Origin of the sequence: Agrobacterium sp. CCNWLW155 (assembly GCF_036888815.1) — a bacterium.
Classification (GTDB): domain Bacteria; phylum Pseudomonadota; class Alphaproteobacteria; order Rhizobiales; family Rhizobiaceae; genus Agrobacterium; species Agrobacterium radiobacter.
Genome location: NZ_JBAKFW010000012.1, coordinates 103,864 through 125,290, shown reverse-complemented (window position 1 = coordinate 125,290; position 21,427 = coordinate 103,864). Strand labels below are relative to the sequence as shown.

Genomic DNA, 21,427 nt, shown 5'->3' with positions numbered 1-21,427 from the left:
CGTGCCCAGTCGTTGATGTGGTTGCGATCCGACGAACCCTGCGCCAGACGCACCGTCCCCTCCCCCTGGGCGGCCGGCGACGGCCCAAGCCAGCCACTGGCGCTATCGGCCACATGCAGCTTGTGGGAACCATCCTCATGGCTGAACCAGTAGAACAGGCCGTCCTCTTCAAAGCGGCGCAAAAGATAGTCGAGGTCCGTCTCGTTAAACTGGACGCTGTAGTGCTGTGCGGGTGGCGGAGAAATGATGCCCGACGTATCGGGTGCGGGAATGCCGTGTTCGGAAAACAGCGTCTCGACGACCTCGACCGCCGTCCTGTCCATCCAGATACGGCAATCCGAGCGGCGCGACAGAAGCCACATTTGCGGGCGGAGGGTCACGGCGTAAGAGCGCAAACCGCGTGTGATCGGCGGGCCTTCATGCAGCTCCGTCACCAGGCCGTTGAACGGGCGGCGAACACCGCCGCCATCCCCCTCGCCCTGGCTGATCTCGACCGAGATATCGACCAGCCGACCGATCAGTTCCTCGGGCTTGACCGCTTCTTTCTTGGCTCGCACGGTCAGGCGGATGTCGAAGAGCTGCGACACGCCTTCCTCGACCGTCAGGCGCTCTGGCAGAAGCTGATCTTCGCCCAACGGAGACTTCACCCTGAGAACGCGGCTCGCCTGGACGAAATCGGAAAACGAAGGCTGGTCGGTCATGGGACACTCCTAATCAGGACCCGCGGCTGGACTGCAGGGGCCAGAACCAGATCGTTTCCGAATTGTAGTAGCAGGCAGATGCGCATTGGGTGGCTTCCGAGCCGCCCCGCACAAGATCGATATGACCGCCGCCGGTGTAGCCGGGGATATTGTTGAACGCCACGACGCCATTGCGCGCGCCGATGCCGTTACGCGCCGTCGCGGGCGTGAAAGGCTCGGGCTCGCCGAGATAGCTCGTCCGCTTCATCAGGTTGGCGAGGCGGCGCATGTTCACCTCTATGCCCTTTCCGGCATAGGGGCCTTTCTGGATGCGGTGCGAGGCAGGCACGATGTTGATGCCCGACTTCACGAAAGCGATGCTGACGCGAATGGCGCAGGTATTGTGATAGTTCGGATTGCCGATGAAATCATCCCAGCCGATTTCCGTGAACAGATCACGCTGGCTGATATAGTTCGGGTGCGACGGGTCGCTGCTCGGATAGTTCTTATAGAGAGTGTCAAAGTTAACACGCATGGTTCGTCCCACTAGTTACTTTTCTGCTCACAGGGAAAGGAGACCTTGAGCGCCTCCCGCACGAGAGTGGCTGCCTGTTCATCCAGTTTTTCCGCAGGAAGATCGCCGAGATAGGTGTAGATCCGGTCGGTGAGTTCATGGGGCGCCACGGCGCCCGCACCACACCAGTCCGATCCGCTTGTCAGATCGGCCACACCGGCGATATAGGCGCTCGATTTTGCAACGGAAACCAGCCGCCGCATTTCCGGATCAGACACCTCAGGGGCAAGTTTGCCCTCGATGGCCTGCTTGAGTTCGGTACCGGAGAATATCCATGTCCGTTCCTCGGCACCGGCCGGTGAAAGACCGGACAGAGCCAGAACAACCGGCACGGAAGCAAAAAACGCATATAGGGAGCGCATGATTAACCCGCCTCGTCCAACGTGGATGAGAAACATCACGACGTGAGCTGCAAAACTGCAATGAAAACGTTCCGGTGCCGGCCGAGGCCGGCACCGGGTCGCGTCGCTATCAAGCGGCCTTCGTCGTCGCCAGATCGTAAGAGGCGATCATCGGAGACTGCGGCGAGTTGTTGTCGTCGAACGGCGTGTACTTCACTTCCATCTTGGTGAAGTTGAGCTTGATGGTTTCCACCGGACGATCACCGCTGGAATCCACCGAGTAGCTGGCGATGAGTGTGTTCGTCAGCAGGTACTCGATATAGGTGTTGCCCGGATTGCCCGTGGTCACCAGATGGATGGTTGCGAGCTTGCCAGTGCGGCCGGCGCAGGCTTCCTGGAAAAGCTTGGTGGAAGAAGAATCGCTGACCTTGGTCAGAATGACTTCCGAAATAGTCGGTTCGGATGCTTCGCGGTTTGCAGCAGAACCAGCAGATGTGTTCATGTTGCGTGCCACGTTCCAGTGAATGGCTTCGATGTCCATCCACTTGCGGTGCTCCTCATGCGTGGCGTCGCCCTGGATACCGTCAATCTGCAGATAAATTGGCATGCTGTAAGCTCCTGTAGCTGAAATGACCTCTTGCTTCGAGGCCGCGTTACCCTTCGTTTAATGCCGCATGCGTCGGGTAGCCCCTTCCGACGCGGCAACTTTATCCACCCCACCCTCTTCGGTTGCGGCGAATTCATCTGGCTCCCCAGCCACTTCGGCACGAATACCGAACCGATTTTCATCAAAATCGACAACGATCTTGCCCACCCGTTCTCCCGCGATCACCTTCTCAAGGAAGAAGCTGGAAAGAGGCGGCAGGAGATCCTTGCCGATCATGATTTCGATGGCGCGTGCGCCAATTTCACTTGCACCGGCGCGCGCCACCAACGCGTCGCGCGCGGCATCGGACAGGGTCAGGTCGGCGCCATATGTTGCCAGAACACGCTCCCTGATCTTGCCGATCTGCATGTCCACGATCCTTGCAAGCTCTTCCGCACCGAGCGGCATGAACGGCAGGATGATCGTGCGCCCGAGGAAAGCGGGCTTGAACTGTTTGGTCAGCTCCGGCATCAGCAGCGCTTCCAGCGCCTCGCCTTCCGGCATCGTATCCGGATCGGCCGAAAGTGCGGTCAGCAGTTCCGATCCGGTATTGGCCGTCATGAAGATCGTGGTGTTCTTGAAATCGACATCGCGGCCTTCGCCATCGCGAAGCACACCCTTGTCGAACACCTGGTAGAAAATATCCTGAACGCCGGGATGGGCCTTGTCGATCTCGTCGAGCAGGAGAACGCCGAACGGCCGGCGGCGCACCGCTTCCGTCAACACCCCGCCTTCACCGAAACCGACATAGCCCGGCGGCGAGCCGAGAAGCAGCGAAACCTTGTGCTCCTCCTTGAACTCCGACATGTTGATCGTCGTCAGATGGCTGTTGCCGCCATAGAGCAGATCGGCCAGCGACAGCGCCGTCTCGGTCTTGCCCGTTCCCGACATGCCGACGAGAAAGAACACGGCCGGCGGGCGGCGAGGATCGGACAATCCGGCGCGCGCGGTTCGCATGGCATCGGCAATCCGGCCGATTGCGGCATCTTGCCCCACGACCCGCTGGCGCATGCGCGCATCCAGAGTGCGGGCGCTTTCGATCTGGTCGGCCAGAAGTTTACCGAGCGGAATTCCCGTCCACCGCGATACGACGGACGCAATCGCTTCACGATCAACCACCGTCGGCACAAGTCTTTCAGCATTTGCCGGCCTGGTCTCAGCCGCACGCCGCAGGGGCGACACATTCGATGCACCGGTTTCAACCGACTGTTCTTCGCTGAGTTCAGCCATTTCCGCATCGTAACGGCTGCGCAGATCGTCAATCCCTCTCTCGAGCTTTTCGACTTCGTCGCGTATCGATTGGATACGGCCCTCAATCTCTTCGTCCTGCGGTTCACGCAGAAGCCAGTTCAACTCATCGGACAGAAGACGCCGCTCACTTTCCATCGCGCGCAGCCGTTCCGGCAGGGTCTGCCGCGCCAGCGAAACGGCAGCCGCGGCCGTATCGAGAAGGCTGACGGCCTTGTCCGGCAATTGCCGCGCCGGCATGTAACGCGCGGATAATTGCACCGCCGCCACGATCGCCTCGTCACGAACGACAACGTTGTGATGGCTGACGAAGCTGTCGGCGACACCGCGCAACATGCGTATCGCGGTTGTCTCATCAGGCTCGCGCACATGCACGGGCTGGAAACGACGCGTCAGCGCCGCATCCTTTTCGAAATATTTCTTGTATTCGCTCCAGGTCGTCGCCGCGACGGTGCGCACTTCACCCCGCGCCAAAGCTGGCTTGAGAATATTGGCCGCATCGCCCTGGCCAGCCGCACCACCTGCGCCGACAAGGCCGTGCGCCTCGTCGATGAACAGGATAACCGGTTCGGCCGAGCGCTTTACGGCATCGATCACACCATGAAGACGGCGCTCGAACTCACCCTTCACACCGGCGCCGGCCTGCAGCAGCGAAATATCGAGGTTCAGCAGGCGGACGTTGCGCAATTTTTCCGGCACGTTCCCGGAAGCGATCTCCAGCGCCAGCGCTTCCGCAACCGCCGTTTTACCGACACCGGCCTCGCCCACGAGAATGGGATTGTTCTGACGACGACGTGTAAGAATATCAACGAGTTGGCGCAGTTCATCGTCGCGCCCAATCACCGGATCGACCTTACCGTTCCGGGCATCGGCGGTCATGTCCTGGGTGTAAAGGCGAAGAAAATCGTTCTGGCCGGCGGCTGGCGCTGTACCCGCCGTCGTGGAAGGAACGCCGTTCCCGGCGGTCTCTTCAACGTAACTGCGAAGGCGCTCGAGAGCCGCGCGATCCATCGTCTTCAGCGACGGAAAAGCGGAGCGGACGAAAGAGCGGAGCGAGGTTTCCTCGTCCATCGCCAGAAGCAGGTCGCAGAGCGTCACGCGGTCGCGTCCGGCCTCCAGCGAAGCAAGAACCCATGCCTCGCGGCCCGCCGTCAGAATGTTCTGGGAGAGCGACAAGGCCTCGCCGTCGCCAATCACGGCCTCTTCCAGGCTGCGGCCGATTTCTGCCCGCAACACCGGAAGTGGAATTTTTAATTCCTCGAATGTTTTCGCATAGATGCCGGCATCTACAACCGCCAGCAGCCAATGCGGGATATCCACGTACCTGTGCCCCATACGCACCGCGACAGAAGCCGCAGCTTCAAGGGTGACGCGCAGGTCAGGCTCAAGCGCTTCAACGAGGCGATTGAGATCGATATGCGACATGCAATGAGCCTCCTGCCCGGGTTCATTCCACAACGTGACGTGGAATAACTATGATGATGAAACCGGGTTGTCCACCCCGAAGTTTATTTTTTATCGGGTTAGATTAGACACTAGACGCCACAATTTAGACACATTTTGAATAAGTCTGTCTGATCAATAGCCTCACGTAAGGGAAGTAACTACAAAAAATCCATTACTATTTTCTGGGGATAGACTACCTTTGGATACGAAGCATGTTAAAACAGATGTAGAACTTTTAGGGAATTGCGGAGATAATATCCGCAATGATTCAAGAACGCGCGAACTATACTATAGAATTAAGGATGAAAGAAACCAGGCACGCACAGAAGAGCGCGCCACCTCCCCTCAGGATAACTTAAAGATCTCCAGTAGCTGGGACAGTGTCAGCAATCTTGGATTGCAGATTATATATTCCGAAAGCAAGGACATAGAAATATTGGCGTGGCTTTCCGAAGCAAGCCTGCGGTTGCGCGGCTTTCCTGGACTGCGCGAAATCTATGAGCTTTGTAATGATCTTTTTTACAACCACTGGGACTCATTGCGCTCGATCAGCGACGATAATGATGAGGAAAAATTTGCACCTTTTGCGGGATTGAACGGCATCGGCACTGAAGGAACACTTGTTCAGCCGCTCCGGCTTGCACCGCTGATCCCCGGAGGGAAATTTGGCGAGCACAGCCTCTGGGATTTCCAGCTGGCGCAGCGGCCAACCGAGAGCAAACGGCGCGAAGAACTGTATCGGCTGGCATCAGAAGCGGGCGTTGCCGCCATGTCTTCCCATCTGGCCGAGGTCAACGCCTGTCTCTCCAGCTTCGACGCCATCATGGCGGTTCTTTCCGAACGCTGCGGCCAGTTCGCGCCACCCAGTTCCAATATCCGTAACACGCTCATCGAAGCCGCCGCCGCCATCCGCACGCTGGGCGGGCGCGAAAAGGAGCCGGCCCCGGTTGAGCAGGCGGCGACCGCTGTTGCGGACACTGACGAGGGCGGGCAACCGGCGGTGCGGATATCCGCAGCCTCGCCGGAAGGCATATCTTCACGCGACGAGGCCTTTGAAACTCTTCTTTCGGTTGCGCGTTACTTTCGCCGGACCGAGCCGCACTCGCCGATCTCGCTCTCCATCGAAACGCTGGTTCGCAGGGGGCGCATGGATTTTTCGGAACTGCTGGCAGAGCTTCTGCCCGAAACGCAGGCCCGAAACGCAGTTCTGACGGCCGCCGGGATCAAGCCCGGCGGAGAAAACGGAAAATAACGGGCAAGGGACGGGAGACGCCGTCCCCTAACAGTCAGCCATGCCAAGGGGCATCAAGGAGGTTGAAATGGCAAGTGTACATGAAAAGCTGGAGCGGGTTCGCAAGCCCCGCGTTCACATCAAATACGAAGTCGAAACCGAAGGCGCGATGGTGGTCAAGGAACTGCCCTTCGTCGTCGGCGTGCTGGGTGATTTCTCCGGCAATCCCACCCAGCCGCTGAAGCCGTTCGGCGAGCGCAAGTTCGTTCAGATCGACCGCGACAATTTCGATGAGGTGATGCGCCGCATGACCCCCGGCCTCAACATTTCCGTTGCCAACACGCTGCAGAAAGACGGAACGGACATGCAGGTCAACCTGAAATTCGAAAGCATGGACGATTTCGAACCCGGTGCCGTCGTGCAGCAGGTTCCTGCCCTGAAGGCGCTTCTGGACGCCCGCAACGAGCTTCGCGACCTGCTTTCCAAGGCTGACCGTTCTGAAGATCTGGAACGCATGCTGGAAGATATTCTGCAGAACAAGACCGATCTCGCAACGCTGGTTTCCGAACTCAAGGAAAAGAACGGCGCGAGCAAATAATCGCCTGTGCGGAGGAAAACCTCCCCGAACGGCCCCCATTGCGGGGCTTCAACTGTTCAAGCGGCATTTTTCAAAGCCGCATGTGGAAGGACTGAAACATGAGCGCTGAAAGCCTGCTGAAAAATGAAGCACAGGCAACGACCGCCGAAGATCATGGACTGCTGTCCAAGGTGGTTGCCGCAACCCGCCAGACCGAACCGGACCGCGCGCAAAATCTTCTGCGCACGCTGACCGACCAGGCGCTGAAGGGAACGGTCAAATACGACCGCAACCTCACCGTCACCCTCAACCACGCCATTGCCGAATTGGACCGGACGATTTCCGAACAGCTTGCCGCCATCATGCAGGCGCCGGAATTCGCGAAGCTCGAAGGCACCTGGCGCGGGCTCAACTATCTCGTCAAGAATTCCGAGACGAGCGTCAACCTCAAGATCCGCGTCATGAATTCCGGCAAGCGGGAACTCGCGCGCGATCTGGAAAAGGCCGTGGAATTCGATCAGTCGCGCCTCTTCAAGGCGATCTACGAAGACGAATTCGGCACCCCCGGCGGCGAGCCGCTCGGCGCGATCATCGGCGACTATGAATTCGACAACTCCTTCGATGACGTGCAGCTGCTGCAGGGCGTCTCGTCGATTGCGGCGGCGGCTTTCGCACCGTTCATCTCGGCGGCAAGCCCGCATATGTTCGGCTTCGAGGATTACCGCGATCTCGCCCGTCCGCGCGATTTGGAGAAAATCTTCGATACGGTGGAATATGCCAAGTGGCGCAGCTTCCGCGAGAGCGACGATTCCCGTTTCGTGACACTCGCTTTGCCGCGTGTGCTGGCGCGCATGCCCTATGGCCCCAAAACCAACCCAATCGATGATTTCGCCTATGACGAAACCAAGGGTGCGGTGAATGGCGACCTGCAGCATGACGAATATTGCTGGATGAACGCCGCCTATGTCATGGGCACCAAGCTGACCGACGCTTTTGCGAAAAGCGGCTGGTGCACGGCGATCCGTGGCGCGGAAAATGGCGGCCGGGTGGAAAATCTGCCCATGCACGTCTTCTCCAGCGATGACGGCGATCTCGACCTCAAATGCCCGACGGAAGTGGGCATTACCGACCGCCGCGACGCCGAACTCGGCAAGCTCGGTTTCCTGCCGCTCTGCCACTACAAGAACACGGATTATGCGGTGTTCTTCGGTGCCCAGACCGCGCATAAGCCGAAGCTTTACGACAAGCCGGAAGCAACGGCCAACGCCGCCGTTTCGGCCCGCCTGCCCTACATCATGGCCACGTCGCGTTTTGCGCATTATCTCAAAGTGATGGGACGCGACAAGATCGGCTCTTTCATGGAAGCGTCGGATTGCGAAGTCTGGCTCAATCGCTGGATTGCCAACTACGTCAACGCCAATGACGAAGCGGGCGAGGAAAGCCGGGCGAAATATCCGCTGCGCGATGCCAAGGTGACCGTGCAGGAAGTGCCGGGCAAACCCGGCGCCTATAATGCGGTCGCATGGATGCGGCCCTGGTTGCAGATGGAAGAACTGACGACGTCGCTACGCATGGTTGCCCGTATTCCGTCCAAGAACTGAACCCGGACCGGGGTGGTCCGGCCACCCCGGCCCCGTTCTTCACCCGGAGCCCGCTCATGGCGCATCAGTCCTTTCCGGACGCCCGTATTTTTGCCGACCAGCTCATCGCCCTCATCGACGATGCGCTGACCGGCCAGGTGAACGCCATTCTCCATCACCCTGATTTTCAGGCGATGGAAGCGAGATGGCGTGGGCTTGCCATGGTCGTGCGCGAGGCTGGCCGCGGCACTGACGTCAAGGTGAAGCTGCTGAATGCCAGTTGGCGCGACCTTGCCCGCAACACGGAACGCGCCACCGATTTCGACCAGAGCCATCTTTTCGAAGTTGTCTATAACCGCGAATTCGGCATGCCGGGTGGCGAACCGGTCGGTCTTTTGATCGGCGACTACGAATTTTCCCCTGACGATCTCGAGGGTGCCGATTCCATCACGACGCTGTCGCAGATCGGCATGGTGGCTGCGGCCGCCTTCTGCCCCTTCGTGGCGGCGGCCTCGCCTTCGGCCGTCGGCCTGCAGGACTTCTCGGAGCTCAGCCGGGTCCACGATTTTTCCTGGCTGAAACAGGAGAAATCGAGACTGCGCTGGAACGCGCTTCGTGCACGTGACGATTCCCGCTTTGTCGGCCTTGTCGCGCCGCGGGTTTTGCTGCGCTCGCCCTACAGGCCCTATGCGCGCGGACGCGATGACGGATTTCCGTTTCGCGAGCATGTGGCGGAAAGCGGCGAGACCCTGCTTTGGGGCAACGCCGCCTTCGCTTTTGCCACGGTGGTGGTGCGCAATTTCGTCGATTCCGGCTGGTTTGCGGATTTGCGCGGTGTAACGCAGGACGCCGTGGATGGCGGCATGCTTTCTTCCCGGCAATTGCCGCCGCTCGATCTCGGCATCGAGAGCAACGGCCTTTCCGCGCAGCCGCCCGTCGAGGTACAGCTGACGACCGGGCAGGAACAGCAATTTTCCGATCTCGGCATCGTGCCCGTCTCCACCACCTATCTCTCCGGCATGGCGATCTTCAACGCCAACCAGTCCCTGCATGCGCCCGGCCACTATTCCAGCGAAGCGGCAAGACAGAACGCCCGCCTCGCGGCCATGCTGCAATATGTGCTGTGCGCCTCCCGGTTCTCGCATTACCTCAAGGTCATCATGCGCGACGATATCGGCCAGCTGAGCGATGCCTCGACGATAGAACGCAAGCTGGAAGGCTGGCTTTCCTCCTACACGCTCGGCAATGACGATGCGGAAGCGACGCTGCGCACGCGCTACCCGCTGCGCTCTGCCGGGATCAACGTCTTCGAGGTTCCCGGCAAGCCCGGAACATTCTCCTGCACCGTGCGCCTTCAGCCGCATTTCCAGCTCGATGACGTCTCCACGAGCTTCCACCTCATTGCCGAAACCATGATGCCGCCGGCGGCCGCATCCCGATCTTCGGCCGAGCCGCAAAGGATATCCGCATGACGCTGCGCGACGACATTTCCCGCCTTCTCGATGATGACCGGCTGCAAGAGGCGATCGGGCTTGCGCGCGAACACGTCAAAACCAGGCCCACCGACAAGGATGGTCGCCATTTCTACATCGACCTGCTGGTCCTCGCCGGCGACTATGAGAAGGCCGATGCGCAATGCAATCTGGCCGCAACATTCTCGCCGCAGGAAAGCGTTGGTTTTTCCCTCTTCCGCCACCAGCTGCGCGCTATGGCCGCACGCAATGCATGGTTCGAAACCGGCGCGGTGCCGGATTTCCCCGGCGGTCCGTCAGAACTCGATCAGCTGGCCATCCGGGCGAATATCGCCGCACGCAGCGGTGACGCGGATGCTGCCGGAACCGCGCTGGCTGAACTCGACGAAAAACGTGGCAATGTGGCGATCGGCCATAATGACAAGAACGCCGGCGATATCCGCGATCTGGACGACCGGATTCCGCACGCGCTGGAAGTGCTGACCAATGGCGGCCGCTATCTGTGGATCGATTATGGCCGCATCGAAAGCCTCACCATCGACCCCATGAGCCGCCCGCGTGACCTCGCTTTCCGCGGGGCCGAACTGACGTTGCGCGACGGCGCGGTCGCATCCGTGCTGCTTCCGGCCATCTATCACGGCGCAAAGGACGATGTCGGCCTTCTCCTTGGCCGGGAAACGCGCTGGAGCGAAGAGGACCAGCCGCTGGCGACCGGGCAAGGCCAGCGCTGCCTGCTGATTGGCGACGATGTCGTGCCGTTCCACGAGATCGGTTCTCTTTCCGCCGCATCCGACGATGAAAGGCAGATCGCCCGTGGTTGATCCGCTCGAGCAATATCGCGCACGACAGAGAACGCTGTCACGCTCCGTTCTGGACCGGCTGCTCGATGACGCGCCGGATGCCGAAACGGACGCGCTCGTCAGCCTGAAGGATCAGGCGCGCGAAATGCGTGAGGTGATCCGCCGCGATCTCGAGGCATTGCTCAATACCCGCCGTAACCCCGCCGGCCCGCCGGCGGCGCTGAAGGAACTGTCCGATGCGCTGGTGAGCTACGGCGTGGACGGTATTCTCTCGGCCAATCTGGTGACGGATGCCTCCAAGGCGCGGCTCGCGCGCAGCATCGAACGGCGGATTTCCCTGTTCGAAACCCGCCTTGCCGACGTGCATGTGACAATCCTGAAAAACCGCACGGATGGCGACCGGGCGCTTCGCATGCGCATACAGGCAAGTTTCCGCCTTCAGGAAGGTATGCCGCCGATCAGCTTCGAATCCCGGATCGATCCGTCCACGCAGCGTTTCCTGGTGGAGGCGACGAATGGCTGACGGCTTTCTCGAAAAATACAATGACGAACTTTTTGCCCTGAGAAAACGCGCATCGCGTTTCGCGGCGGCGTTCCCGAAAATCGCCGGCAGGCTGCGCATGACGGGAGATGTCGCCGACGATCCGCATGTCGAGCGGCTGATCCAGAGCTTCGCCTACTCCGCCGCCCGTGTGCGCCAGAAACTGGACGACGAATTTCCCGAACTGTCGGACAGCCTGCTGGAAACGCTCTATCCGCACTATCTTGCGCCCATCCCGTCCATGAGCGTGGTGCAGTTCACCCCGAGCACGGCGCTCGCAACCGTGCAGACGCTCCCAAGGCACAGTGAAATCCTCGCCGAACCCGTCGGCGGTGAAAGCTGCCGTTTTCGCACCACGCAGGCGGTGGAGATCGCGCCGCTGCAAATCGCAGCCGCAACCTTGTCCGGCCAGCCGATCGACGCGCCGTTTTCGGCCTCCTTCGCCGGCGCCGCCAGCTGCCTGCGGCTTTCGCTGCGCAGCACGGCGCCGCGCGGCGGCACTTTCCCGGAAATGGGACTGACAAAGCTTCAGATTTTCCTGTCCGCCGCCTGGCAGCAGGCCACGGCGCTTTACGAGCTTTTGACCAATCATTGCGTGGGCATGGCGCTTGCCCGTCACGCCGAGGACAAGGAAGCCGTTTTCCTGCCCGCCGGCAATCTCAGGCCATCCGGCTATACGCGCGATCAGGCGATGTTGCCCTATCCCGCCAACAGTTTTGACGGCTACCGGCTTCTCACCGAATTCTTCGCGCTGCCGCAGAAGTTTCTCTTTCTCGATATCGACGGACTGCAGAAATGGAGCGGCGGCGATTGCGAGCTTTACATCTATCTGGATGCGGCGGACACGCAGCTTGAGCGCATGGTGTCGGTCCGGGATTTTGTGCTGAACGCCTCGCCGGTTATCAACCTGTTCAAACAAAGCTGCGAACCGCTCAGCCTCGATGGCACGCGCACGGAATACCGCCTGCTGCCGGATGCACGGCGGCAGCGGACCCGCGAAATCTACGCCGTCGAAAACGTCCAGCTGACCAGCCGCTCCGGGCAGACCGAAAAGACCTCCCCGTTCTTCGGCCGCACACAGCGCAATAACGGCGCCAACGTGTTCTGGCAGATACAGCGCCGGTTCGATGACGATGGTTCTTCCGATACGGACATCGCCTTCGTGGATCAGAAGCGCGGACCGCTGGGACCGCTCGACATGGTAGCGAGCATCGACACGCTGTGCATCAATCGCGAGCTGCCAAGCCAGCTCCCCTTTGGCGGGGGACACCCCTTCCTGCAGCTTTCGACCGGCAACGAGGCTGTAAAATCCATCCATGCGCTGATGCCGCCGACAGCGGCGATCCGTGTCAACGAGCGTTCGGCGCGTGAATGGCGGCTGATCTCGCATCTCCTCCTCAACCATCTGTCCCTCACCGACAGCGGCGGCGCACCGCTGAAGGACATTCTGTCGCTTTATTCCTTCAGGGACAGCCCGGAAACCCGGCAGCTCGTGGAGGCGATCAGCAATGTCGAGGCGCAGAATTCCCATGCCCGGATCGGCTCGGCCATGGTGCCGGGAACGGACATCACCGTGGAGTTCGACCCCGCGCTGATCGCGCGACCCGCCGCATTTGTTTTCGCCAATGTCCTCAACCATTTCTTCGGGCTCTACACCTCGATCAACAGTTTCACGCGGCTGACGGCGACGATGCGCGGCCACTCCAAACCGATTGCCCGCTGGCCTGCCCGTGCGGCCGACCGGCCGCTGCTCTAGGAGACCGGGATGGAACAGCAAACGCCAACCATGAAAGACCGGCAGGCGGCGCTTCTCAGCGACGATCCCGGCCGTTTTGAGCCCGCCACTGCGTTTCGCGTCGCCCAACTCGTTTCCGCGGATGACGGGATCGTCATCGGTGCCCATGGCGGAACACAACCGACCCCGCTGGCGATCAGCGGTTTCAACCACAAACGCGGCCAGGCCGAACTGAAATCCGCTTTCGCGCCCATCGTCGGGCCGCTCGGTTCGCTGCCGCCGGCCTATGGCGAATTGCTGCAGCGGGAGGAACGCAATCGCTCCGGCGCGCTGGCAAGCTTCTTCAATCTGTTCGCGGCAAGGTTCAGCGAATTATTCGTATCCGCGACGGAAAAATACCGCCTCGCAAGGGGCCTGCGCTGGTCGGTCGAGCAGCGGGAGAATGGTTTCCATAAAACCCTGCTCGCGCTCACCGGTTTTCGCACTGCAGGTCTGGTCGAGAAGGCAGGCGTGAGCGAAGATGCGCTCCTGCGTTTCAGCGGCCTTTTGGCCGGCCGCAATCGCAACGTTTCCGCCCTGACATCAATGCTTTGCGAATTCACGGGACTTCCGGTCAATGTCGAACAGTTTCGCCGGCGGTGGGTGGCTTTGCCGCTTCATGAACAAAGCCAGCTCGGGCAGGCATCCGGACTGAGGCTCGGACAGAACGCGACGGCGGGAAGCGCTGTCGAAGATATGAGCGGCGGTTTCCGGGTCGTGATCGGTCCTGTCGCCTATGCGGATTATCTGGCCCTGACGCCCGGATCGAAGCGGCTTGCGGAGATATTTTCGCTGACGCGCCTGTTCGTTGGAAGCGCATTGCATTTCGATGTGCAGGTGATCCTGAAAAAGGAGGACATTCCCTTTTGCCGCCTCGGCCAGTCCGATGCTCCCGCCCGTCTCGGCTGGAACAGCTGGGCTCGTGTGGCGCCCGCCCAAAAAGACAGCGCCGATGCTGTGGTGACCGAGCCGGAAGGCTCGGCGATTTCCGCGTGAGGGCATGGATATGAAGCTTGCACTCAGGGGCACACAAAATATCGGAGCCGCAAGAGCCAATCCATGGAGCTTTGAGCGCGGCCGCCGCGTCATCGGCCGATCTGGCGATTGCGACTGGCAGATCGACGACAATGAGCGGCGCGTTTCCAAGCAGCACTGCACGCTCAGCCGCGATGGTGAAGGTTTTACGATCCTTGACCAGAGCGCGAACGGCACGCTGGTCGATGGCCGCCTGCTGCTCGAAGGTGAAAGCGCGCGTCTCCGGGACGGTTCGCAAATCAATATTGGCGGGCAGATTTTTCAGGTTGCCATCAGCGGTGATGCCGAGCTGGATTTTTCCGATCCCGACGCATCCCTGCGTATGAGTGACGAGCCGCTGACCATTTCGGCGATCCTTGCCGACATCGCCCCGAACGGCCGTTCGGCCGGCGGTGTGATGGGCAACACCGCTTCGCCCGATGACTGGTCCGAAACATGGCGCGAGGGCGCGAACCGGAAGGCAAAATCCATTTCGCGAAATGTCGAGATAGGCTGGAGCGAGCCGCCCTCGGCGCGCGGAATCGGCACCGTTCTGCCTGACAACTGGGACGAGGAGCCGGTTGCGAGCAGCGAGCACGAACATACCGACGCACTGAACACGCCGGTCATGATCTCACGCCCGGTTTCGGCCGTAAGTAGCGAAGATTTTGACAGTGTTTTTCCGGAGGCAAGCGAAGAGCTGACCCTGGAGAAAGCATCAACTGCTGATGTTTCGACCGCCCAGGAGATCGGCGATCTTCTGACCGCGCTGGAGCGGGAAAGCGCCGATTGTCTGGCCATTCTCGACATTGAAAGCGAGCGCGCCGGCCACGGTTCGTCAGCCTCCCTGACCGAGCGGGTGGAAATGCTCATCCGCCAGCAGCGGCGTCTCGCCGCCTCTCTTGAAACCTTGATCCATAACTGCACGCAAAAGCTCGAGCCAAGGCTTTTCGAAACCTCCGTCGATGCCGGCAACGATCTCCGGGCGAAAATCGGCCGCAGGGACTGGCAGGGCCTGATCATGAAGACCGATTACTGGTCCACGTACAAAAAGCAATTTGAGGAAAACGGCCGTCCATTACCGATCAGACAGTTCCTGCAGCGGGCAGCGCGCGGTGAGACCGCGCCTACACCGGAACCTGACGCGATTGCGGCCGATGCAAAGGGGGTAAACAACCACAATGAGACATGAGAACCGTGTTGCCTGGAGCGAGGGCATGTTTCTTCGCGTCCAGCATTTTCAGCAATCCGACCGCTGGACCGAACGCCTTGTGCGCAACACCACGCGCAACCTCTCGCCTTACCCCTGGGGCATCGCCGAAATCGGCGTGGACCGCAGCGCATTGTCGATAGGGCAATTCGCCCTGTCGAACCTGCGTGGCGTCCTTCCCGATGGAACGCCCTTCGAAGCGCCTGAAGATTCCGACTTGCCGCCGCCACTCGATCTCGACGAAAGCGTGAAGAACGCCTTCATCTATCTCGCCCTGCCGGCCCGGCAGCCGGGCAAGGCGGACATGTCCGCCAGCGGCCGCAAAGATGCGAATAATGTGCGCTTCACCGCTTCCAGCTATGAGGTCTCCGACACCAATATCGAGACGGATTTCGTGGCCCCCATCGATGTCGGCCGTCTTAGCCTGAAATTCCTCAAGACCGGCGACGATCTTTCCGGTTATGATCTCATCGGGCTGGCACGGGTCATCGAGGTCCGCTCCGACCGCGCGGTCATTCTGGACCCGGATTTCATTCCTCCGAGCCTCAGCTGCGCGGCGGCACCCCGCCTCAACGAATTGCTGACGGAACTTCTCGGGATCGTGCGCCACCGTGCGCAGGCGATTGCCGAACGCATCGGCGACCCGACGATCCGGGGAACCGCGGAAGTGGGCGATTATTTCCTGCTGCAGATCCTCAACCGCGCCGATCCGCTGCTGGCGCACCGCTGCGCCAACGCCACGCGTTTTCACCCCATCCGCTTTTACGAAGACTGCATCCAGCTTGCCGGCGAACTCGCCACCTTCACCACGGACAAAAAACGGGCGACGGATTTCCCGCCCTATCGGCACGAAGATTTGAAGGCCACCTTCGGTGCGGTTTTTGATGATCTGCGCACATCGTTGTCAGCGGTTCTGGAACAGGCGGCTGTGGCAATCGAACTGGTGGAACGCCGCCACGGCGTCCGCGTCGGCACCATCCACGACCGCACGCTTCTGCGCGATGCCGGTTTCGTGCTTGCCGTGCGCGCGGACATAGCCGCCGAGGACATTCGCCGCCGTCTGCCGGCTCAGATCAAGGTTGGGCCGGTGGAGCGGATTTCCGAACTGGTCAACGTGGCGCTGCCGGGCATTCCCGTGCGCTCCCTGCCGGTTCTGCCGCGGCAATTGCCCTATCGATCCGGCACTGTCTATTTCGAGATCGACACGCAATCACCACTCTGGAAGCAGCTTGATACATCAGGCGCTATCGCCCTGCATCTGGCAGGCGAGTTTCCCGGGCTTGAGATGGAAATGTGGGCGTTACGCGAATGAGCAAGGAAAAGCCCTCCTCCTGGCAGGATTTGCCGACGGTGGTCGAAATCACCGAAGAAAGCCGCCGACGCAACCAGAACGCTCGCAACATGGCGGCGATCCTGGAAGACATTGTCGAGGCCGACGAGCCGGCCGGGCGACCCAAGGGAAGCGCTGCCGCCATGCCGGTCGATCAGCTGCTCTCCGGTTTTCATTTCGGCGGCGGCGATGTGCCGACGCTCGTGCAATCGGCCGCCCCCCTTCTCAACCTCGCGCATCTCCTGCGCTTCAGCGATGCCGAGCCGGATTCCGACCAGCTTCGCCGCGCCTGCGTTGAAGCGATCACCCGCTACGAGCGCGACCTCGCTTCCGCCCGCATCAGCCCCGAGCGGGCAAGGGCGGCGCATTATGTCGTCTGCGCCACGGTGGATGATGTCGTTCTGAGCAAGCCCTGGGGCGTGCGGGCAGGCTGGGCGCGCTCCGGCCTCGTCTCCACCTTCCACAATGATGTCACCGGCGGCGACCGGGTTTTCGACATTCTCGACCATTTCCACCAGTCGCCCGGCGCCAACAAGGATCTGCTGCTGCTGATCTATCTGTGCCTGTCGCTGGCTTTCGAAGGACGCACCCGCGTTTCGCCAAAGGGTACGCTGGAGCTCTCGCGCATCCGCGACAGCCTCTACAAGACGCTGATCGGCCAATACGGCACTTTCGAGCGGGAGCTTTCGCCACACTGGAAAGGCGTCGATGCACGGCATACGCCATTGCGCACGATGGCAGCGTTGTGGACCTTGCTGTCCCTGATGGCGCTTGCCTTTGCGCTTGGTTATCTCTTCTTCACGCTGTCGCTCAACAACGCCTCCGATGTCACCTTCGAGAGGCTCGCCCATCTGCCGCCGAACGAAACACCGAGCGTGCTGATCGCAAGCCCGCCGCCACAACCGCCGGCGCAGGTCGAAACGCCCAAGGTCGTGGAACCGCCGAAGACGGAGCCGCGGCAACCATCCCGGCTTGAAAAGCTGATGGCCTTCCTTCAGCCGGAAGTCGAAAAGAAGCTTGTCACGCTTGCGGATGTGAACGGTCGGCTGCGCGTCCGCATCAACAATTCGGGCCTGTTCTCCACCGGCAGCGCCGATGTCAGCCCGCAGTTCCGCGACCTCATCCAGCGCATCGGCGGCGCGCTTGCGGCTGAGAAATTCCGCGCCGTTGTCATCGGTTATACCGACACCGTGCCGATCAAGACGGTGGAGTTTCCATCGAACTGGCACCTTTCCGAAGCGCGCGCCAAGGCGGTCGGGGACATTCTTTCCCAATTCACCGGCCCGGAAGCGATCCTGACCGAAGGCCGGGCCGACAGCGACCCGATCGCCGACAACAAGACGGAGGAAGGCCGCCAGATCAACCGCAGAACGGAAATCATGGTCCTGACCAATCCCGATGAAAAACTGAGCGACGCCGGCATTCTCTCGCCGACCATCCAGAACAGTTCGGGACAGCAGCCGCAAGAGGCCCAGCCATGAATCCATTGAGCTATTTTTATACGATCCGATCCTATGTCGAGAGCTATGCGGCTCTCATCGGCCGCCGTTTCCTGTCGCTGTTATGGGCGGTCGCGCTCTGTATCGTCATCTGGTTTTACGGCTATCTGGTCGCGCTGGGCGATTTCAAGCCATTGGGAACGACGCAGGCCCGGCTCATCGCCATCGGCATCATTCTGGCCATATGGCTGGTCTATATCGTCGTCACGATTTACCGCGGTCGCAAGCAGGACAAGGAACTTGTCGACAGTATCGAGCGCGAAGCCCTGGCCAACCGCCAGGCCGAAGTCGGCGAAATCCAGACGCGCCTCAAGGAAGCGCTGGCGCTGCTGCGGCGGGTCACGAAAAAGCGCTTCGGTTATATTTACGACCTGCCCTGGTACGTGATCTTCGGCGCACCGGGCTCCGGCAAGACGACAGCGCTCACCAATTCCGGCCTGCAATTTCCGCTTGGCGATGCGCTTGGCGAAAACGCGGTAAAGGGCATCGGCGGCACGCGTAACTGCAACTGGTGGTTCGCCGACGAGGCGATATTGATCGACACCGCCGGCCGTTACACCACGCAGGACGACCTTGATGGCTCATCGAAGGCTGGCTGGGAAGGATTCCTCGGCCTTCTGAGACGTTATCGCCGCTCGCAGCCGATCAATGGCGCGCTGGTGACATTGTCGATCCCCGATCTTCTGACCCGCGACCCCGAGGAGCAAAGGCAGGAACTGCGCTCCATTCGCCGGCGGCTTTCGGAACTGGATGAATATCTTCACGCCCGCGTTCCGGTCTACATCGTCCTTACCAAGGCCGATCTGCTGCATGGTTTCGTGGAATTCTTCGACGGTTTCAACAAGACCGATCGCCAGCAGGTATGGGGCACCACCTTCAAGCTGGATGAGAGCTACTCCGCCGAGAACCTGCCGCAACGCCTGACGGAAGAATTCGAACTGCTGCAACAGCGCGTCGATGCGATGCTGATCGAGCGCCTGCAGCAGGAGCAGAATGCCGAAACGCGCGGGCGCATCTTCCGCTTTCCCGCCGAACTCGCGCGGCTGAAAGACCGGCTCCATGAGGCGCTGAGCGAACTTTGCGCAAGTTCTCCCCTCATCGAAGCCCCACTTTTGCGTGGCGTTTATCTCGCTTCGGGAACGCAGCCGGAAACGGAAAGATCGCCCGCAGCGTCCAGAGCCCGCCGAAGCTATTTCCTGTCGCGGCTGTTCAAGGACGTCATCTTCCCAGAAGCCGCACTGGTGATGCGCGACAAGCGCCTTTCCGGACGGCAATTGCTGGTGCGGCGCATCGCCTATGGCGTATCCGCCATTGCAGTCGCCATTGTCTTCACCGGCTGGATTTTCACCTATTTCGCCAATACGCAGGCGCTGGCGGAAGCCGATCGCAAACTTGGCGCTTATGAACAGCTCGTTCAGGGCATTCCCGTGCGCGATGTTTCCGACGCCGATTTTCTCCGCATCCTTCCGGCGCTCGACAATCTGCGCGATGTCAATTCCGGCTTTGCCCGCGAGAGAGTGTGGAACGTCAGCTTCGGCCTCGATCAGGAAGACAAGATCGCCGGACGGCAGCGCGACGCCTATCAGCGCGCGCTCAACGCCCTGCTCCTGCCACGCATGATCGTGCAGCTGCAGAAGCAGCTGAAGGACGAAAAGGATGTCACGCGCACCTTCAATTCGCTGAAGCTCTATGGAATGCTCGGCGGCATGGGTGCGCTGGACCCCGATTTCCTGACCGTGCAGACGCATCAGATGTTCGCATCCCTCTACCCCGGCGACGGACGAGCGGCGGCGAGAGAAGCGCTCGACCAGCACGCGAAAGCGCTGGCGAATGGCGTACTCGCCCCGATCGAGCTCGATGCGCGGCTCATCGCCACCGCCCGCGAAACCATCCGCGACCAGGCTGTCGGCACGCGTGCCTATGATATTCTCGCCGGTCTTCCGCAGGCGCGGGAACTGATGGAATGGACACCCGCCACGGCTTTCGGCCCGCTTGGCGAGCGTGCCTTCGAGCGCCGCAGCAAGGTGCCGATGGCGGAAGGCATCGAAGGTCTTTTCACGGCGGAAGGATATCGCAGCGTCGTCATTCCACAGGTGGCCCATGCGGCGCGCATCGCACTTTCCGAAGGGTGGGTGCGCGGTTCCGATGATGCACTCCGTGGCGCAACGGTCGAGCAGGTGGCGCAGGCTGCACTGCAAATCTATTTCGACCGTTTCGAGAAAAAATGGGCCGATACGCTGGCCGACCTTCGGGTCAAGCCATCCCAGACCCTTGGCGACGCGGTGGAAACGAGCCGCGCACTTGCCAATGAGCGCAATATCGTGGTGGAAGCTGCCAGATCGATCGCGGATGCGACCGATCTACGTCCCGGAGCAAACCCGGCCACCCTCGCCTCCACCGCGGAAGGCGACACAACCGCAGCCGTTCTGGCCGCCACGGTGAACGCGGCCGATCCCTATGCGAGACTGCGGGACATGCTGGCGGCGAAAGGCGCGGCCGCAGCAGGCGAGCAGGCCAATGGCGGCAAGGCCGGGGGTTCGCCATCGGAACAGTTGCTCGCGCATTTCAAGATGCTGAACGAGCAGCTTGCCCGCTCGGCAACCACCTCCGACGAAGTCGCCAAAGTGTTCGACGTGGATAGCCAGCTTACCAAAGCAAATCAGGATCTGTTGCAGCAGGCCCGCGATTTGCCGGCGCCGCTGGATGTGTGGGTGGCGGGCGTGGCGGCGGATGTCGGTTCGCTTGCGGTCAAATCCGCACGCAGCCGCATTGCCGAACTCTGGGCAGCCGATGCGGCATCCCTGTGCTCTTCCATCGTGACGGGCCGTTATCCTTTTGACAGGTCATCCTCCCGCGATGTCGCCATCGCGGATTTCACCCGTCTCTTCGGGCCAACGGGTGTTTTCCAGAGCTTCTTCAAACAGCGACTGGAGCCGTTTGTCGACAGGACAACCAACCCCTGGAGCTGGAAAGGCACCTTCGGCGCCGCAGGCATTCCCAGCAGCGCCATTGCCCAGTTCGAAAATGCCGACAAGATTTCGCGCGCCTTCTTCCCGAATGGCAGCGAGACGCCGGCGGTGTCGATCAATGTCAAACCCGTTTCGCTCACCGATGCCTCCAGTGCCGTCATGCTGGAAATCGAGGGTGAGCGGGTCGTTTATTATCACGGCCCCATTCAGGCGAAATCGATCACCTGGCCGTCGCGCGAAAACACGGCCAGCCTGTCGCGCATCGCCTTCCAGCCGGGCGGCTGGCAGCAGGCGAAAACCGAAAACGGCGACTGGTCGCCATTCCGGCTGTTTGACGGCGCCGACATCGAAAACCACTCGGGTGATCTGCTGCGGGTGCGATTTGCGAATGGCGCTCAGGCTGCCGAATTCGATATTCAGTTCGGTTCGGTTCTCAACCCATTCAGGCTGGACGCCATCGCCGGCTTTGCCTGCCCCGCACAGTTTTAGCGGCGG

The 21,427-nt window shown here is 60.8% G+C and carries 17 protein-coding genes; 12 read left to right on the top strand and 5 right to left on the bottom strand.

What is annotated here, in order from left to right; translation table 11 throughout:
• The 5 genes from V6S97_RS24750 to tssH form a co-directional block, all read right to left on the bottom strand.
• Nucleotides 1-701, bottom strand: a 701-nt coding sequence (locus V6S97_RS24750; protein ID WP_334427839.1) for a contractile injection system protein, VgrG/Pvc8 family, incomplete at its 3' end; no start/stop codon positions are given.
• Between the two features lie 13 nt (nt 702-714).
• Nucleotides 715-1,215 carry a type VI secretion system amidase effector protein Tae4 gene (locus V6S97_RS24745; RefSeq protein WP_003504563.1) on the bottom strand — a complete coding sequence of 167 codons (501 nt, stop codon included), beginning with the start codon at nt 1,213-1,215 and terminating at the stop codon, nt 715-717.
• An 11-nt stretch (nt 1,216-1,226) separates the two neighbouring features.
• Nucleotides 1,227-1,616, bottom strand: coding sequence for a Rap1a/Tai family immunity protein (locus V6S97_RS24740; protein ID WP_003504562.1), 390 nt, complete (start codon nt 1,614-1,616; stop codon nt 1,227-1,229).
• Between the two features lie 109 nt (nt 1,617-1,725).
• Nucleotides 1,726-2,202 (bottom strand): Hcp family type VI secretion system effector, encoded by a 477-nt coding sequence (locus tag V6S97_RS24735; RefSeq protein ID WP_003504561.1) that lies wholly within the window; start codon nt 2,200-2,202, stop codon nt 1,726-1,728.
• Between the two features lie 57 nt (nt 2,203-2,259).
• Nucleotides 2,260-4,914: a type VI secretion system ATPase TssH gene (gene tssH / locus V6S97_RS24730; protein WP_111792894.1), complete on the bottom strand. Its 2,655-nt coding sequence runs from the start codon at nt 4,912-4,914 to the stop codon at nt 2,260-2,262.
• Nucleotides 4,915-5,134: 220 nt separating this feature from the next.
• Between tssH and tssA the strand changes: the two genes are divergently transcribed.
• The 12 genes from tssA to tssM all read left to right on the top strand — a co-directional run bounded on the left by tssA (nt 5,135) and on the right by tssM (nt 21,421).
• Nucleotides 5,135-6,187, top strand: a complete 1,053-nt coding sequence (gene tssA, locus V6S97_RS24725; protein WP_080864573.1) for a type VI secretion system protein TssA — start codon at nt 5,135-5,137, stop codon at nt 6,185-6,187.
• 67 nt (nt 6,188-6,254) lie between these two features.
• Nucleotides 6,255-6,764 (top strand): type VI secretion system contractile sheath small subunit, encoded by a 510-nt coding sequence (gene tssB / locus V6S97_RS24720; RefSeq protein WP_020010212.1) that lies wholly within the window; start codon nt 6,255-6,257, stop codon nt 6,762-6,764.
• Between the two features lie 98 nt (nt 6,765-6,862).
• A complete protein-coding gene (gene tssC, locus V6S97_RS24715; protein ID WP_060726791.1) occupies nt 6,863-8,344 on the top strand; it encodes a type VI secretion system contractile sheath large subunit in 1,482 nt (493 codons plus the stop codon).
• Between the two features lie 56 nt (nt 8,345-8,400).
• Nucleotides 8,401-9,795: a type VI secretion system contractile sheath large subunit gene (tssC, locus tag V6S97_RS24710; RefSeq protein WP_060726790.1), complete on the top strand. Its 1,395-nt coding sequence runs from the start codon at nt 8,401-8,403 to the stop codon at nt 9,793-9,795.
• Nucleotides 9,792-10,616, top strand: coding sequence for a type VI secretion system accessory protein TagJ (locus V6S97_RS24705; protein WP_111792893.1), 825 nt, complete (start codon nt 9,792-9,794; stop codon nt 10,614-10,616). Before tssC (V6S97_RS24710) ends, V6S97_RS24705 begins: the two co-directional genes overlap by 4 nt.
• The gene (tssE, locus tag V6S97_RS24700) at nt 10,609-11,118 is read left to right on the top strand and encodes a type VI secretion system baseplate subunit TssE (RefSeq protein ID WP_003504539.1); all 510 of its coding nucleotides are present in this window, start codon (nt 10,609-10,611) and stop codon (nt 11,116-11,118) included. Before V6S97_RS24705 ends, tssE begins: the two co-directional genes overlap by 8 nt.
• Nucleotides 11,111-12,892: a type VI secretion system baseplate subunit TssF gene (tssF, locus tag V6S97_RS24695; RefSeq protein WP_060724232.1), complete on the top strand. Its 1,782-nt coding sequence runs from the start codon at nt 11,111-11,113 to the stop codon at nt 12,890-12,892. Before tssE ends, tssF begins: the two co-directional genes overlap by 8 nt.
• A gap of 9 nt (nt 12,893-12,901) precedes the next feature.
• A complete protein-coding gene (gene tssG / locus V6S97_RS24690; protein ID WP_111792892.1) occupies nt 12,902-13,906 on the top strand; it encodes a type VI secretion system baseplate subunit TssG in 1,005 nt (334 codons plus the stop codon).
• A gap of 4 nt (nt 13,907-13,910) precedes the next feature.
• Nucleotides 13,911-15,116, top strand: a complete 1,206-nt coding sequence (locus V6S97_RS24685; protein ID WP_162690426.1) for a type VI secretion system-associated FHA domain protein — start codon at nt 13,911-13,913, stop codon at nt 15,114-15,116.
• Nucleotides 15,106-16,446, top strand: a complete 1,341-nt coding sequence (gene tssK, locus V6S97_RS24680) for a type VI secretion system baseplate subunit TssK (protein WP_020811182.1) — start codon at nt 15,106-15,108, stop codon at nt 16,444-16,446. Before V6S97_RS24685 ends, tssK begins: the two co-directional genes overlap by 11 nt.
• The gene (gene tssL, locus V6S97_RS24675; RefSeq protein WP_111792891.1) at nt 16,443-17,945 is read left to right on the top strand and encodes a type VI secretion system protein TssL, long form; all 1,503 of its coding nucleotides are present in this window, start codon (nt 16,443-16,445) and stop codon (nt 17,943-17,945) included. Before tssK ends, tssL begins: the two co-directional genes overlap by 4 nt.
• On the top strand, nt 17,942-21,421 hold the full coding sequence (gene tssM, locus V6S97_RS24670) for a type VI secretion system membrane subunit TssM (protein ID WP_209692115.1): 3,480 nt from the start codon (nt 17,942-17,944) through the stop codon (nt 21,419-21,421). The genes tssL and tssM overlap by 4 nt, the downstream gene beginning before the upstream one ends.
• The last annotated feature ends 6 nt before the right edge of the window (nt 21,422-21,427 follow it).

Bases quoted from the DNA above. Each gene is read 5' to 3' on its own strand.
- tssC (WP_060726791.1), top strand. From the start codon at position 6,863: ATGAGCGCTGAAAGCCTGCTGAAAAATGAAGCACAGGCAACGACCGCC.
- tssM (WP_209692115.1), top strand. From the start codon at position 17,942: ATGAATCCATTGAGCTATTTTTATACGATCCGATCCTATGTCGAGAGC.
- tssK (WP_020811182.1), top strand. From the start codon at position 15,106: ATGAGACATGAGAACCGTGTTGCCTGGAGCGAGGGCATGTTTCTTCGC.
- V6S97_RS24735 (WP_003504561.1), bottom strand. From the start codon at position 2,202: ATGCCAATTTATCTGCAGATTGACGGTATCCAGGGCGACGCCACGCAT.
- V6S97_RS24740 (WP_003504562.1), bottom strand. From the start codon at position 1,616: ATGCGCTCCCTATATGCGTTTTTTGCTTCCGTGCCGGTTGTTCTGGCT.
- V6S97_RS24705 (WP_111792893.1), top strand. From the start codon at position 9,792: ATGACGCTGCGCGACGACATTTCCCGCCTTCTCGATGATGACCGGCTG.
- tssB (WP_020010212.1), top strand. From the start codon at position 6,255: ATGGCAAGTGTACATGAAAAGCTGGAGCGGGTTCGCAAGCCCCGCGTT.
- V6S97_RS24685 (WP_162690426.1), top strand. From the start codon at position 13,911: ATGGATATGAAGCTTGCACTCAGGGGCACACAAAATATCGGAGCCGCA.
- tssC (WP_060726790.1), top strand. From the start codon at position 8,401: ATGGCGCATCAGTCCTTTCCGGACGCCCGTATTTTTGCCGACCAGCTC.
- tssF (WP_060724232.1), top strand. From the start codon at position 11,111: ATGGCTGACGGCTTTCTCGAAAAATACAATGACGAACTTTTTGCCCTG.
- tssL (WP_111792891.1), top strand. From the start codon at position 16,443: ATGAGCAAGGAAAAGCCCTCCTCCTGGCAGGATTTGCCGACGGTGGTC.
- tssG (WP_111792892.1), top strand. From the start codon at position 12,902: ATGGAACAGCAAACGCCAACCATGAAAGACCGGCAGGCGGCGCTTCTC.
- tssH (WP_111792894.1), bottom strand. From the start codon at position 4,914: ATGTCGCATATCGATCTCAATCGCCTCGTTGAAGCGCTTGAGCCTGAC.
- V6S97_RS24745 (WP_003504563.1), bottom strand. From the start codon at position 1,215: ATGCGTGTTAACTTTGACACTCTCTATAAGAACTATCCGAGCAGCGAC.